The organism is Serratia sp. CY47444, assembly GCF_052168635.1.
Lineage (GTDB): Bacteria > Pseudomonadota > Gammaproteobacteria > Enterobacterales > Enterobacteriaceae > Serratia > Serratia bockelmannii.
Genome location: NZ_JBJNMH010000002.1, coordinates 161716 through 174299 on the forward strand (window position 1 = coordinate 161716; position 12584 = coordinate 174299).

Here is a 12584-nt window from a genome sequence, read left to right on the forward strand (position 1 = left end):
CCGCGCTTTTTTATGGGTGGGAGATCAGTTGAACATCACTGTCAGCGTGGCGCTGCCGAGGCTGTGGAAATGCACGTTAAAGCCCACCAGCGCGCCGCTGGAACCTTCATCCACCTCAATGCTTTCTACGTCCAGCGCATGCACGGTGAACTGATAGCGGTGGCTTTCGCCATTCGGCGGCGCTGCGCCGCCGTAACCGGCTGAGCCGAAGTCGGTACGGGTTTGCAGCGCGGCGCTCGGCAGCGGCGCTTTACCGGAGCCTGCGCCCTGCGGCAGCTCACGCACGTCGGCCGGAATATTGGCCACCACCCAGTGCCACCAGCCAGAGCCGGTCGGGGCATCGGGATCGTACAGGGTGACGACGAAGCTCTTGGTGCCGGCGGGCACGCCGTCCCAGGCCAGGTGCGGCGACAGGTTATCGCCGTGGTAGCCCATGCCGTTGAAGACCTGCGTCTGCGGCATTGTGCCGCCGTCCTGCAGATCGTTGCTGTACAAACGAAAAGCCATAATGACTCCCAGTTGTCGATAAACGCGGACCCTTAAGCTAGATCTTTTCGGTGGAACAATACAACCCCTTGCGCCAACGGCGGACGGTTGATCTCGACGGTGACATGCACCAGTTCGGGATGCGCGGCCAACAGTTGGCGCACCCGATCGGCGGTGAGGGCGCGATCGGCGCTGCTCAGGGCGAGGACGCAATGATATTTTCCTTTGCCGATGCGGCCTACATGCAGATCGGTCAGCGTGAGCGCGTGGCCGGAAGCGGCCAGGGCCTGGCGGATGTCTTGCGCCACGGGGGCGTCCATTTCGGCATCCAGCAAAATCTTTCCGCTATCGTGCATCAGGCTATAGGCCCAGGCGGCCACCATCGCCGCGCCGACGATGCCCATCAGCGGATCGAGCCAGGCGGCGCCCCAAAGCTTACCGCCGAACAGCGCGATGAGCGCCAGTACCGAGGTGGCGGCGTCGGCGAGCACGTGAACATAGGCGGAACGCAGGTTGAGGTCATGATGAGTGTCGTCGTGGTCATCCCCGCGATGATGATGATGGCCGCCACCGCGCAACAGCCAGGCGCAGAGCAGGTTGACGGCCAGCCCGATCGCGCCGATGGCGATGGCTTCGTTGTAATGAATCGGGCTGGGATTCAGCAGCCGCTGCCCAGACTGAAACAGCATCAGCGCCGCCACCAGCACCAACAACACCGCGCTGGTGTAACCGGCCAGCACTTCGATCTTCCAGGTGCCGAGGCTAAAGCGGCGATCCTTGGCCAGCCGGCGTGCGGCGCCGTAAGCCAGCACCGACAGGCCCAGCGCCAGCGCGTGTGAACTCATGTGCCAGCCGTCGGCCAGCAGCGCCATCGAGTTAAACAGCCAGCCGCCGGCGATCTCGATAGCCATCATACTGGCGGTGAGTATCACCGCCCATCTGGTGTTTCTTTCGGCCAATGGGTTACCATCGTCAAAAACGTGGCTGTGTTCGCGGTGCAAAACGGGCGCGTGAGACGTCATGGTGAAGTTCCTCAGCAAAAGATAGTGTGCTGAAATATACTATACCCCAGTATAGTAAATAACAATCAGGCGGAAATGATGAGCCATACCCACAGAGATCAAAAGAAGCTGTTGGCGCGGGTGCGCCGCATTAAAGGGCAGGCCGAAGCGCTGGAACGTGCGCTGGAGAGCGGCGGCGAATGTTCGGCTGTTCTGCAGCAGATCGCGGCGGTGCGCGGCGCGGTCAACGGTTTGATGGCGCAGGTGCTGGAAGGGCATGTGCGCGAACATCTGGCTGCCGCGGACGCTACGCCGCAGCAGCGCGAGCAGGACATCGAGCAATTGATGACCGTTTTACGTTCTTATATGAAGTAATCATGATTTCACTGAAAAAACGCACGCCGTGGTTCGGCTGGCTGCGCCGTTGGGCCAAAGGCATCAAGCGCGATATTTACGCGCTGTGGCTGGCCGCCCGTGATAAGCGCACCCCGTGGTACGCCAAGCTGATCGCGCTGCTGGTGGCCGGCTATGCGATCTCGCCGATCGATCTGATCCCGGATTTTATTCCGGTGTTGGGCTATCTGGACGATGTGATCATCGTGCCGTTGGGCATCATGCTGGCGGTTCGCCTGATCCCCAAGCCGCTGATGGCCGAGCTGCGCGAGAAGGCGCAAAAACGCGTCGACAACCCCACCGGCCGCATGGCGGCGGCGATGATCATTTTACTCTGGCTGCTGTGTCTGGGGTTGCTGGCCCGCTATCTGGACCAGCATTGGTAAGGCATTAACGCGCGGCGGCGGCCACGGCGGCGGTCAGGCGGCTGAGCTGTTCCGCTTCGATGATGTAAGGCGGCATCAGGTAAATCAGCTTGCCGAACGGCCGGATCCATACCCCGCGCTCGACGAACCCGCGCTGCAGCTCGGCGACATTCACCGGTTCGCGCATTTCCACCACGCCAATCGCCCCCAGCACCCGCACGTCCGCCACCTTCGGCAGCGCCGCCAACGGCAGCAGTTCCTGTTTCAGCTGGGCTTCGATGGCGCTCACCTGCGCCTGCCAGCGATTTTCCGCCAGCAGCGCCATGCTGGCGTCCGCCACCGCGCAGGCCAACGGATTGCCCATAAAGGTCGGGCCGTGCATAAAACAGCCGGCCGCGCCGTTGCTGATGGTCTCCGCCACATGGCGGGTGGTCAGGGTGGCGGACAGGGTCATGTAACCGCCGGTCAGCGCCTTGCCCAGGCAGAGAATGTCCGGCACCACCTGCGCGTGCTCGCAGGCGAACAGCTTGCCGGTGCGGCCGAAGCCGGTGGCGATCTCGTCGGCGATCAGCAGCACCCGATGGCGATCGCACAGCTCGCGCACCCGCTTGAGGTAGGTTGGGTGGTAGATGCGCATGCCGCCGGCGCCTTGCACCACCGGTTCCAGGATCACCGCCGCCACTTCACCGGCGTGCTGCTCCAGCAGCGCGGCGAACGGTGCAATATCTTCTTCACGCCATTCTTCGTCGAAGCGGCACTGCGGCGCGGTCGCGAACAGGTGCGGCGCCAGATAGCCCTGATAGAGGCTGTGCATCGAGTTGTCCGGATCGCAGACCGACATCGCGCCGAAGGTATCGCCGTGATAGCCGTGGCGCAGCGTCAGGATGCGCTGCCGGCGCTCGCCGCGCGCCTGCCAGTACTGCAGCGCCATCTTCAACGACACTTCCACCGCCACCGAACCGGAGTCTGCCAGGAACACGCACTGCAGCGCCTCTGGCGTCATTTCCACCAGCCGACGGCACAACGAGATGGCGGACGGATGGGTAATACCGCCGAACATCACGTGTGACATCTTCTCCAACTGCTGGCTGGCGGCCTGATTCAGGCGCGGATGGTTGTAACCGTGGATCGCCGCCCACCAGGAGGACATGCCGTCCACCAGACGCCGGCCGTCCGCCAGCTGCAGTTCGACGCCGCTGGCCGATTCGATCGGGTAACAGGGTAACGGGCGGCTCATGGAGGTGTAGGGGTGCCAGATATGGCGTTGGTCAAACGCCAGGTCGGAAGCGGTCACAGACATACTTGTAAACCAAATTGAATTAAGATTGGTTGACAGTATATCCACAATATTTAAACTGGCGACACTTTTTCGTTTTGGAGACGCCATGATGGCCGACCGCATTCACTGGACAGTAGGGCAAGCCCAGGCCCTGTTTGATAAACCGCTGCTGGAACTGCTGTTCGAAGCGCAAACCGTACACCGCCAGCACTTCGACCCGCGTCAGGTGCAGGTCAGCACGCTGCTGTCGATCAAGACCGGCGCTTGCCCGGAAGACTGTAAATACTGCCCGCAGAGCTCACGCTACAAGACCGGCCTGGAGTCGGAGCGGTTGATGCAGGTCGAGCAGGTGCTGGAATCGGCACGCAAGGCCAAAGCGAACGGCTCGACCCGTTTTTGCATGGGCGCGGCGTGGAAGAACCCGCACGAGCGCGATATGCCTTATCTGCAGCAGATGGTGCAGGGCGTGAAAGCGATGGGCATGGAAACCTGCATGACGCTGGGCACGCTGGACGGCACTCAGGCCGAACGGCTGGCGGAAGCCGGGCTGGATTATTACAACCATAACCTCGACACCTCGCCGGAGTTCTACGGCAGCATCATCACTACCCGCAGCTACCAGGAACGCCTGGATACGCTCGACAAGGTGCGCGACGCCGGCATCAAAGTGTGCTCCGGCGGCATCGTCGGGCTGGGGGAAACGGTGCGCGATCGCGCCGGGCTGCTGGTGCAGCTGGCTAACCTGCCGAAACCGCCGGAGAGCGTGCCGATCAACATGTTGGTGAAGGTAAAAGGCACGCCGCTGGCGGATAACGACGACGTCGATCCGTTCGATTTCATCCGCACCATCGCGGTAGCGCGCATCATGATGCCGTCCTCTTATGTCCGCCTTTCCGCCGGCCGTGAACAGATGAACGAACAGACGCAGGCGATGTGCTTTATGGCCGGCGCCAACTCGATCTTCTACGGTTGCAAGCTGCTGACCACGCCGAACCCGGAAGAAGACAAGGATCTGCAGCTGTTCCGCAAGCTGGGGCTGAACCCGCAGCAGACCGCCACCGAACATGGCGACAACCAGCAACAGCAGGTGCTGGCTAAGCAGCTGCTGAACGCCGATACCGCCGAGTTTTACAACGCGGCGCTGTGATGAGCTGGCAACAACGTATCGAACAGGCGCTGGCAGAACGGCGTCTCAACGCCGCCTACCGTCGGCGACAGACCACCGAGGGCGGCAACGGCCGCCAGATCCGGCTCGGCGATCGTCTCTATCTGAACTTCTCGGGCAACGACTACCTGGGGCTGAGCCAGGATGCGCGGGTGATCGCCGCCTGGCAGCAGGGCGCGCAGCGTTACGGCGTCGGCAGCGGCGGGTCGGGCCACGTCACCGGCTTTAGCGTGGCGCATCAGGCGCTGGAAGAGCAACTGGCGGCGTGGCTCGGCTATCCGCGCGCGCTGCTGTTCATCTCCGGCTATGCCGCCAATCAGGCGGTGCTGGCGGCGTTGATGCAGAAGGGCGATCGCATTTTGGCCGATCGCCTCAGCCACGCCTCGCTGCTGGAGGCGGCGGCGCAGTCGCCGGCCGAGCTGCGCCGGTTCCAGCACAATCAGCCGCAGGCCTTGGCGGATCTGCTGGCCAAACCCTGCGACGGGCAGCGGCTGGCGGTGACCGAAGGGGTGTTCAGCATGGACGGCGACGGCGCACCGTTGGCGGAGCTGCATCGCTTAACCCGCGCGGCGGGCGCCTGGCTGATGGTGGACGATGCCCATGGCGTCGGCGTGCGCGGTGAGCAAGGCCGCGGCAGCTGCTGGCAGCAGGGCGTGCGCCCTGAACTGCTGGTGGCGACCTTCGGCAAGGCGTTCGGCGTCAGCGGCGCGGCAGTGCTGTGCGATGAGGCGACCGCCGAGTATCTGCTGCAGTTCGCCCGCCATCTAATCTACAGCACCGCAATGCCGCCGGCGCAAGCCTGCGCGCTGCAGGCGGCGCTGGCCTGCATTCGCGAGGGCGATGAACTGCGTGCCCGGCTGCAGGACAACATTCGGCGTTTCCGTCAGGGCGCGGCGCCGCTGGCGCTGACCCTGACGGATTCCGACACCGCCATCCAGCCGCTGCTGGTGGGGGATAATCAGCGCGCGCTCGATCTGGCGACCCGCCTGCGCGAGTGCGGACTGTGGGTGAGCGCCATTCGCCCGCCGACGGTGCCGCCGGGCGGCGCGCGGCTACGCATTACCCTGACGGCGGCGCATCAGCCGCAGGATATCGATCGCCTGCTGGAGGTGCTGAATGACGTCAGCCAATGACACGGTGAACAAACAGGCGGTCGCCTCGGCCTTCAGCCGCGCGGCCGGCAGCTACGACGACGCCGCCGCGCTGCAGCGTGATGTTGGCGAGCGCTTACTGGGGATGGGGAGTCCCCATCCGGGCGAGCAGCTGCTGGATGCCGGCTGCGGCACCGGCTATTTCAGCCGCCTGTGGCGCGAGCGCGGCAAGCAGGTGACCGCGCTCGATTTGGCGCCGGGCATGCTGGAGGTCGCCCGCCAACGGCAGGCGGCGCACCATTATCTGCTGGGCGATATCGAGCAGGTACCGCTGCCCGATGCGGCGATGGACATCTGTTTCAGCAGCCTGGTGGTGCAGTGGTGCAGCGATCTGCCCGCCGCGCTGGCGGAGCTGTATCGCGTGACCCGCCCCGGCGGCGTGATCCTGTTTTCCACGTTGGCGGCGGGATCGCTGCAGGAATTGGGGGACGCCTGGCAACAGGTGGACGGCGAGCGCCACGTGAACGCCTTCCTGCCGCTGGCGCAGATCCGCGCCGCCTGTGCTGAATACCGGCACGAGCTGGTCACGGAGTTACGCACCCTGAACTACCCGGACGTGATGACGCTGATGCGCTCGCTCAAGGGCATCGGGGCGACGCATTTGCATCAGGGGCGCGAGGGCGGCCTGATGTCGCGAGGCCGTCTCGCCGCGTTGCAGGCGGCTTACCCGTGCCGGCAGGGGCAGTTCCCCCTCAGCTATCATCTGGCTTATGGAGTGATTTATCGTGATTAAACGTTGGTTCGTGACCGGCACCGACACCGAGGTGGGGAAGACCGTTGCCAGCAGCGCCTTGTTGCAGGCCGCCAACCGGGCGGGCTACCGCAGCGCCGGCTATAAGCCGGTGGCCTCCGGCAGCGAGATGACCGCCGAGGGGCTGCGCAACGGCGACGCGCTGGCGCTGCAAGCCAACAGCGGCGTGGCGCTCCGTTACGACGAAGTGAACCCTTACGTTTTTGCCGAACCGACCTCGCCGCATATCGTCAGCGCCGATGAAGGTCGGCCGATCGACGCGGCGCGGCTGTCCGACGGCCTGCGCCGGCTGGAGCAGCGCGCCGACTGGGTGCTGGTCGAAGGCGCCGGCGGGTGGTTTACCCCGCTGTCGGCGGAGTACACCTTCGCCGACTGGGTGCAGCAGGAACAATTGCCGGTGATCCTGGTGGTGGGCATTAAACTGGGCTGCATCAACCACGCAGTGCTGACGGCGCAGGCGGTGCAACAGGTGGGGTTGACGCTGGCCGGTTGGATCGCCAACGACGTGGCGCCCCCGGGGCGGCGGCATCAGGAATACCTGGCCACGCTGCGCCGCATGCTGCCCGCGCCGCTGCTGGGTGAAATACCACACCTGCCGCAGGCCGAACGGGCGCCGCTGGGGGAGTATCTGGATATCAGCCTGCTATAAACGCTCAATGAGGGGGGGGGGTCTCTCCCTCATCCTTCTTCTTGCCCTGCCAGTCCGGCGCCGATCAGCGCCTCATCTAGCTGCGCCAGCGCGCCGTGCGCCACGGTGCGCCCGCTATCGAGCAGACAAAAACGATCCGCCACCCGGCGCACGAACGGCAGCTGATGCTCTACCAGCAAAATGGTCATGCCCAACTCATAGTTGAGCCTGCGGATCACGTTGCCGATGTCGGCGGCGATTGAAGGGGGCACACCCGTCGTCGGTTCGTCGAGGATCAGCAGCGCCGGCTCCTGCGCCAGCGCACGACCGATCGCCAACTGGCGTTGAGCGCCTTCGCACAGATCGCCGGCGCGGCGGGTACGCATCTGGCGCAAATTGGGAAACAGGCTGTAGATCAGCGGCGGAATGCGGCGAGGGGCACCGCGCCCGGCCATCTGCGCCACCTGCAGATTCTCCTCCACGCTCAGCTGCGAGAAGAGTTGCCGCCCTTGCGGGACGAGGCTGATGCCGAGTGCGGCGCGGCGCTCCATCGGTTGCAGCAGCAGATTTTGCGGCGGCTGATCCGCGGGCTGCCAGGTCATGCTGCCGCTCACCACCGGCACATGCCCCATGATGCAATTGACCAGCGTGGTCTTGCCCACGCCGTTGCGCCCAAGCAGCACGGTACACTGGCCGCGCGGCAGCTCCAGGTTGATGTCCCACAGGGTATGATTTTGCCCGTAAAATTGATTGACCGATCTCAGGCTCAGCATTTGGCATTCTCCTCATAGACACAGGCGCCCATCCACTCGTTGGTGGGGTGCAACAAAGGCCGCATTGGCGGTTGATTTCCCGAGTGTGGCAATGTCTGGAACAAAATGCCGTCCATCCGATTCACCTGAGCAATGTCTGCGGTGGACGGAAAGACAGTCAGTATGTCGTGAAAAACGACGTTTATGACGACTTGGTGTCGTTCTCGTGCTTTTACGAGGGGTAGCCAGGCGGCGGTTGCACGCCGCATTCGGCAGCGCATTATGCTGTCGCGCCTCGTTCGCACGCTGAAAGATAAAGCAACTCCCAGGCCAGTTTTGCTACTGGCCGAAAAGGGGGGATGTTATCGCTTTGTTAACCCTCTGCCAGGCCTGACGCGCTCTGCCGCCGTGGCCTGAAAATACGCCGAGAAGTTAACCCGGACGTTTTTTGCACTCTTGTGGTGCCCTTTGGTGAGGACATGGTGCAAGGCATTGCGCCGCCGTCAAGAGCGATCCGCGAGAAAGGGGCCGATGCGATTTTGGCAATGGGGATTTTTAGTATTAATCGGCATAAACAAAGCGATATTTTTATGAAAAAATAACTAAAAAAGCCATTTTAGCGGGTGTAAAGGGCGAAAAGCTTTCTTTCCGTAACTCCCGCCCCGGGCGGGACGGTGAGAGTTATCCACTATTCCTGTGGATAACCTTGTGTATTAGATTTAGAAAAACGCTGTAAAGCGAGAGCGGACGCGGGTTCTGTTCGCTTTGCCCGCATTCTCGTCTTTTTATTAAAACTGTTATATATCAATATATTAACTAAAATCAAGACGCAGGGGTATTGATCAGGTCTCTATGTATGATTTTTCGACGCGGTGCTATCAATAAGTTAATTCGCGGCAAGTTCTGGGGATAAATCTGTTATTGACAATAAAAATGTCACCCGGCTGTAACGTCACGGTGCAACGACATTGCCGCAGTGCCGGGTGCAGCGACGAATCCGCTTGAAGCTGGTTTTATATCCAGTATCATGGGCACTGGCGCAAATCGCCGACACTTTCCATAATTAGGGGCCATATCCGGCGCAGAGCCGGCTGGCCGCCTGAGCGCGCGCATCTCCACAGGGTAGCCGAGCAATGAGTAAACTTTTCAAACTGCATTCCGAGTTCAAACCGGCCGGCGATCAGCCGGAAGCCATCCGCAAGCTGGAAGAGGGGCTGGAAGACGGCCTGGCGCACCAGACGCTGCTGGGGGTCACCGGTTCGGGCAAGACGTTCACCATCGCCAACGTGATAGCCGATCTGAATCGGCCGACCATGGTACTGGCGCCGAACAAGACGCTGGCGGCGCAGCTGTACGGCGAAATGAAAGCGTTTTTCCCGGAGAATGCGGTGGAGTACTTCGTCTCCTACTACGACTACTACCAGCCGGAAGCCTACGTGCCCAGCTCCGACACCTTCATTGAAAAAGATGCTTCGGTGAACGAGCACATCGAGCAGATGCGTCTTTCCGCCACCAAGGCGCTGCTGGAGCGGCGCGACGTGGTGGTGGTGGCGTCGGTGTCGGCGATCTACGGCCTGGGCGATCCGGATCTTTACCTGAAGATGATGCTGCACCTGACTCAGGGCATGATCATCGATCAGCGATCCATTTTGCGCCGCCTGGCGGAGCTGCAGTATTCCCGCAACGATCAGGCTTTCCAGCGCGCCACCTTCCGCGTGCGCGGCGAGGTGATCGATATCTTCCCGGCGGAATCAGACGAGCTGGCGCTGCGCGTCGAACTGTTCGATGAAGAAGTGGAACGGCTGTCGCTGTTCGATCCGCTGACCGGGCAGATTGAGCAGGTGGTGCCGCGTTTTACCATCTACCCGAAATCGCACTACGTGACGCCGCGTGAGCGGATCATGCAGGCGATGGAAGAGATCAAGGTTGATCTGGCGGACCGCCGCAAGGTGCTGCTGGCCAACAGCAAGCTGCTGGAAGAGCAGCGCCTGACGCAGCGCACCCAGTTCGATCTGGAGATGATGAACGAGCTGGGTTACTGCTCGGGCATCGAAAACTACTCGCGCTATCTGTCCGGGCGCGCCGAGGGCGAGCCGCCGCCGACGTTGTTCGACTACCTGCCGGCGGACGGCCTGCTGGTGGTCGACGAATCCCACGTCACCATTCCGCAGATCGGCGCGATGTTCAAGGGTGACCGCGCGCGCAAGGAAACGCTGGTGGAGTACGGCTTCCGTTTGCCGTCGGCGCTGGACAACCGCCCGCTGCGCTTCGAGGAGTTTGAGGCACTGGCGCCGCAGACCATCTATGTTTCCGCGACGCCGGGCAAATATGAGCTGGAGAAATCCGGCGGCGATCTGATCGATCAGGTGGTGCGGCCGACCGGGTTGCTGGATCCGATCGTGGAAGTGCGGCCGGTCGCCACCCAGGTGGACGATCTGCTCTCCGAGATCCGCAAGCGCGCGACGATCAACGAGCGCGTGCTGGTGACCACCCTGACTAAACGCATGGCGGAAGACCTGACCGAATACCTGGAAGAGCATGGCGAGCGCGTGCGCTACCTGCACTCGGACATCGATACCGTGGAACGGGTCGAAATCATCCGTGACCTGCGTCTGGGCGAGTTCGACGTGCTGGTGGGCATCAACCTGTTGCGTGAGGGGCTCGACATGCCTGAGGTGTCGCTGGTGGCGATTCTGGACGCCGACAAGGAAGGCTTCCTGCGTTCCGAGCGTTCGCTGATCCAGACCATCGGCCGCGCGGCGCGTAACCTGAACGGCAAGGCGATCCTGTATGGCGATCGCATCACCGATTCGATGGCCAAGGCGATCGGTGAAACCGAGCGGCGCCGCGCCAAGCAGCAGGCCTACAACGAAGCCAACGGCATCGTGCCGCAGGGGCTGAACAAGAAGATCGGCGACATTCTGCAGATCGGCCAACCGGTCAACCGCGCCAAGAGCAAAGGCAAGGGCAAGGCGGTGGAGGGCGGCGCTCAGCTACAGAACCTCACGCCGAAAGCGCTGGATCAGAAAATTCGCGATCTGGAAGCGCAGATGTACACCCACGCGCAAAACCTGGAGTTCGAGCAGGCGGCTGCGCTGCGCGACGAAATCCACCAGCTGCGCGAGCAGTTCATCGCGATTTCCTGACCGTTGGACGGCGCCCGCGCCGTGGGCGTCAAAATTCCTTGTCGGCCGCGCCAAAGCTGTTATGGTGTGCGGCCCGATTTGACCACGAAGAGTACCGAACATGAGCCAACACCAGTCTAAAGACCCGCTGCACGGCGTAACGCTGGAGCAACTGCTGAATAAACTGGTGGATCACTACGGTTGGTCCGAACTGGGCGCGCGCATTCGCATCAACTGCTTCCGCAGCGATCCGAGCATCAAGTCCAGCCTGAAGTTTTTGCGTCGCACGCCCTGGGCGCGCAAAGAGGTGGAAGATCTGTATATCGATATGGTCAGCCATCCCGCCCCAGCCAGCGATAATCCCTGGCTGCGCGGGCGAGACGGTTAAATTCGGTCAGCGGCGCGCGGCCAGCTCCACCAGCGCGTGATCCAGCGCCTGGCGCAGCAGCTGGCGATCGTGGCGGTAGGGGATGTCGCTCGCTTCCAGCGGTTGCTGAATCACCACCCGATCCTGCACTTCACTGGCATCCACCGCCGGGCCGACGATCAGCGCATCGATCATCCGGCGGCCGATCTTCTCTTCCATCAGCGTCAGCTTATCCTTTAACGACAGCGCCGCGGCGGCCACGCTCAGCTCGCGGCCGAGGTTGCCGATATAGATCATGCTGGCGCTGCTGCGGCGCAGCGCCTGGGTGAGATCGTCCAGCAGCAGCAGCGGCATCAGGCTGGTGAGGAAGCTGCCCGGTCCGATCAGGATCACGTCGGCCTGTGCGATGGCGTCCAGCGCTTCGCGCGTGGCGTTGACCGGGGGCGACAGCATCAGCTCCTGCGGCATGTGGGCCAGTTGATCGACATTCACTTCACCGTAAACGTGATTGCCTTCGTGATCGTGCGCCATCAAATCCACCGGCTGCTCCGACATCGGGATCAGCGCCGCGTCCACCTTCAGCAAGCTGCGCACCAGATTGATCGCTTCCAGCGGGCGCACGCTCAGGTGATCCAGCGCTTTCAGCATCAGGTTGCCCAGGTTATGGCCGGCCAGTTCGCCGTTGCCGCTGAAACGGTATTCGAACATCGCCGAGGCGACGCTCGGTTCGGTGATCAGCTGGTTGAGACAGTTGCGGGTATCGCCCCAGGCAATGCCGCCTTCCGAACGACGGATGCGGCCGGTGGAACCGCCGTTGTCGGTGGTGGTGACGATGCCGGTCAGGCGGGAGCCTAAGGACGACAGGGCCGACATCACACGGCCCAGGCCGTGTCCGCCGCCCAACGCCACCACGCGGTCGAGATCGGCCAGGGTACGATTACGCATAAATTTCCTTACAAAGGGTCTGAACTGCCCGCATAAGGTAGCGGATCCGGCATAAAAACGCGATAAAGAGTGTCATTTGCGTGATTCTGGTCAATTCGTCCACGCAAGCGATGTTTATCATGGTTTACCCGAATAGGCGGCGTCTAAAAACGCTGTATAGACAGTTATATAGCGAA

At 62.4% G+C, this 12584-nt stretch carries 14 protein-coding genes; 9 read left to right on the forward strand and 5 right to left on the reverse strand.

Annotated features, from left to right (window positions below; all coding sequences use genetic code 11):
• Positions 1-24: 24 nt before the first annotated feature.
• Together ACJ8IL_RS04935 and dmeF are read right to left on the reverse strand one after the other, a co-directional pair.
• Positions 25-507, reverse strand: coding sequence for a kinase inhibitor (locus ACJ8IL_RS04935; RefSeq protein ID WP_025301913.1), 483 nt, complete (start codon positions 505-507; stop codon positions 25-27).
• A 32-nt stretch (positions 508-539) separates the two neighbouring features.
• Entirely contained in the window at positions 540-1508 is a 969-nt protein-coding gene (gene dmeF, locus ACJ8IL_RS04940; protein WP_197835366.1) for a CDF family Co(II)/Ni(II) efflux transporter DmeF, read from the reverse strand.
• A gap of 78 nt (positions 1509-1586) precedes the next feature.
• On the opposite strand from dmeF, the gene ACJ8IL_RS04945 reads away from it, so the two are divergent.
• Both ACJ8IL_RS04945 and ACJ8IL_RS04950 read left to right on the forward strand, forming a co-directional pair.
• A complete protein-coding gene (locus ACJ8IL_RS04945) occupies positions 1587-1862 on the forward strand; it encodes a metal/formaldehyde-sensitive transcriptional repressor (RefSeq protein WP_025301915.1) in 276 nt (91 codons plus the stop codon).
• A 2-nt stretch (positions 1863-1864) separates the two neighbouring features.
• Complete coding sequence (locus ACJ8IL_RS04950; protein ID WP_025301916.1) at positions 1865-2266, forward strand: YkvA family protein; 402 nt, start codon at positions 1865-1867, stop codon at positions 2264-2266.
• A gap of 4 nt (positions 2267-2270) precedes the next feature.
• Here the strand turns inward: ACJ8IL_RS04950 and bioA are convergent, their stop codons facing one another.
• On the reverse strand, positions 2271-3545 hold the full coding sequence (gene bioA, locus ACJ8IL_RS04955; protein ID WP_025301917.1) for an adenosylmethionine--8-amino-7-oxononanoate transaminase: 1275 nt from the start codon (positions 3543-3545) through the stop codon (positions 2271-2273).
• An 88-nt stretch (positions 3546-3633) separates the two neighbouring features.
• On the opposite strand from bioA, the gene bioB reads away from it, so the two are divergent.
• Genes bioB through bioD form a run of 4 tightly spaced genes read left to right on the forward strand, consistent with a single transcriptional unit; the run spans position 3634 to position 7240 of the window.
• The gene (bioB, locus tag ACJ8IL_RS04960; protein ID WP_025301918.1) at positions 3634-4671 is read left to right on the forward strand and encodes a biotin synthase BioB; all 1038 of its coding nucleotides are present in this window, start codon (positions 3634-3636) and stop codon (positions 4669-4671) included.
• Positions 4671-5822, forward strand: a complete 1152-nt coding sequence (bioF, locus tag ACJ8IL_RS04965; protein WP_025301919.1) for an 8-amino-7-oxononanoate synthase — start codon at positions 4671-4673, stop codon at positions 5820-5822. Before bioB ends, bioF begins: the two co-directional genes overlap by 1 nt.
• The gene (gene bioC / locus ACJ8IL_RS04970) at positions 5806-6573 is read left to right on the forward strand and encodes a malonyl-ACP O-methyltransferase BioC (RefSeq protein ID WP_442516373.1); all 768 of its coding nucleotides are present in this window, start codon (positions 5806-5808) and stop codon (positions 6571-6573) included. The genes bioF and bioC overlap by 17 nt, the downstream gene beginning before the upstream one ends.
• On the forward strand, positions 6566-7240 hold the full coding sequence (gene bioD, locus ACJ8IL_RS04975) for a dethiobiotin synthase (RefSeq protein ID WP_442516374.1): 675 nt from the start codon (positions 6566-6568) through the stop codon (positions 7238-7240). Before bioC ends, bioD begins: the two co-directional genes overlap by 8 nt.
• Before the next feature lie 29 nt (positions 7241-7269).
• Here the strand turns inward: bioD and ACJ8IL_RS04980 are convergent, their stop codons facing one another.
• Positions 7270-7992: an ATP-binding cassette domain-containing protein gene (locus ACJ8IL_RS04980; protein ID WP_049295191.1), complete on the reverse strand. Its 723-nt coding sequence runs from the start codon at positions 7990-7992 to the stop codon at positions 7270-7272.
• A gap of 458 nt (positions 7993-8450) precedes the next feature.
• Between ACJ8IL_RS04980 and ACJ8IL_RS04985 the strand changes: the two genes are divergently transcribed.
• The 3 genes from ACJ8IL_RS04985 (at position 8451) to ACJ8IL_RS04995 (ending at position 11484) form a co-directional block, all read left to right on the forward strand.
• Positions 8451-8573: a hypothetical protein gene (locus tag ACJ8IL_RS04985; RefSeq protein ID WP_255703093.1), complete on the forward strand. Its 123-nt coding sequence runs from the start codon at positions 8451-8453 to the stop codon at positions 8571-8573.
• Positions 8574-9104: 531 nt separating this feature from the next.
• Positions 9105-11117, forward strand: a complete 2013-nt coding sequence (gene uvrB / locus ACJ8IL_RS04990; protein WP_043136693.1) for an excinuclease ABC subunit UvrB — start codon at positions 9105-9107, stop codon at positions 11115-11117.
• A 100-nt stretch (positions 11118-11217) separates the two neighbouring features.
• Positions 11218-11484, forward strand: coding sequence for a VF530 family DNA-binding protein (locus ACJ8IL_RS04995; protein WP_004939783.1), 267 nt, complete (start codon positions 11218-11220; stop codon positions 11482-11484).
• A gap of 6 nt (positions 11485-11490) precedes the next feature.
• Here the strand turns inward: ACJ8IL_RS04995 and ACJ8IL_RS05000 are convergent, their stop codons facing one another.
• Positions 11491-12408, reverse strand: coding sequence for a gluconeogenesis factor YvcK family protein (locus tag ACJ8IL_RS05000; protein ID WP_025301926.1), 918 nt, complete (start codon positions 12406-12408; stop codon positions 11491-11493).
• Positions 12409-12584: the final 176 nt, after the last annotated feature.

Excerpts from the sequence above, each read along its gene's own strand:
- ACJ8IL_RS04935 (WP_025301913.1), bottom strand. The coding sequence starts at position 507 with ATGGCTTTTCGTTTGTACAGCAACGATCTGCAGGACGGCGGCACAATG.
- dmeF (WP_197835366.1), bottom strand. The coding sequence starts at position 1,508 with ATGACGTCTCACGCGCCCGTTTTGCACCGCGAACACAGCCACGTTTTT.
- ACJ8IL_RS04945 (WP_025301915.1), top strand. The coding sequence starts at position 1,587 with ATGAGCCATACCCACAGAGATCAAAAGAAGCTGTTGGCGCGGGTGCGC.
- ACJ8IL_RS04950 (WP_025301916.1), top strand. The coding sequence starts at position 1,865 with ATGATTTCACTGAAAAAACGCACGCCGTGGTTCGGCTGGCTGCGCCGT.
- bioA (WP_025301917.1), bottom strand. The coding sequence starts at position 3,545 with ATGTCTGTGACCGCTTCCGACCTGGCGTTTGACCAACGCCATATCTGG.
- bioB (WP_025301918.1), top strand. The coding sequence starts at position 3,634 with ATGGCCGACCGCATTCACTGGACAGTAGGGCAAGCCCAGGCCCTGTTT.
- bioF (WP_025301919.1), top strand. The coding sequence starts at position 4,671 with ATGAGCTGGCAACAACGTATCGAACAGGCGCTGGCAGAACGGCGTCTC.
- bioC (WP_442516373.1), top strand. The coding sequence starts at position 5,806 with ATGACGTCAGCCAATGACACGGTGAACAAACAGGCGGTCGCCTCGGCC.
- ACJ8IL_RS04980 (WP_049295191.1), bottom strand. The coding sequence starts at position 7,992 with ATGCTGAGCCTGAGATCGGTCAATCAATTTTACGGGCAAAATCATACC.
- ACJ8IL_RS04985 (WP_255703093.1), top strand. The coding sequence starts at position 8,451 with ATGGTGCAAGGCATTGCGCCGCCGTCAAGAGCGATCCGCGAGAAAGGG.
- uvrB (WP_043136693.1), top strand. The coding sequence starts at position 9,105 with ATGAGTAAACTTTTCAAACTGCATTCCGAGTTCAAACCGGCCGGCGAT.
- ACJ8IL_RS04995 (WP_004939783.1), top strand. The coding sequence starts at position 11,218 with ATGAGCCAACACCAGTCTAAAGACCCGCTGCACGGCGTAACGCTGGAG.
- ACJ8IL_RS05000 (WP_025301926.1), bottom strand. The coding sequence starts at position 12,408 with ATGCGTAATCGTACCCTGGCCGATCTCGACCGCGTGGTGGCGTTGGGC.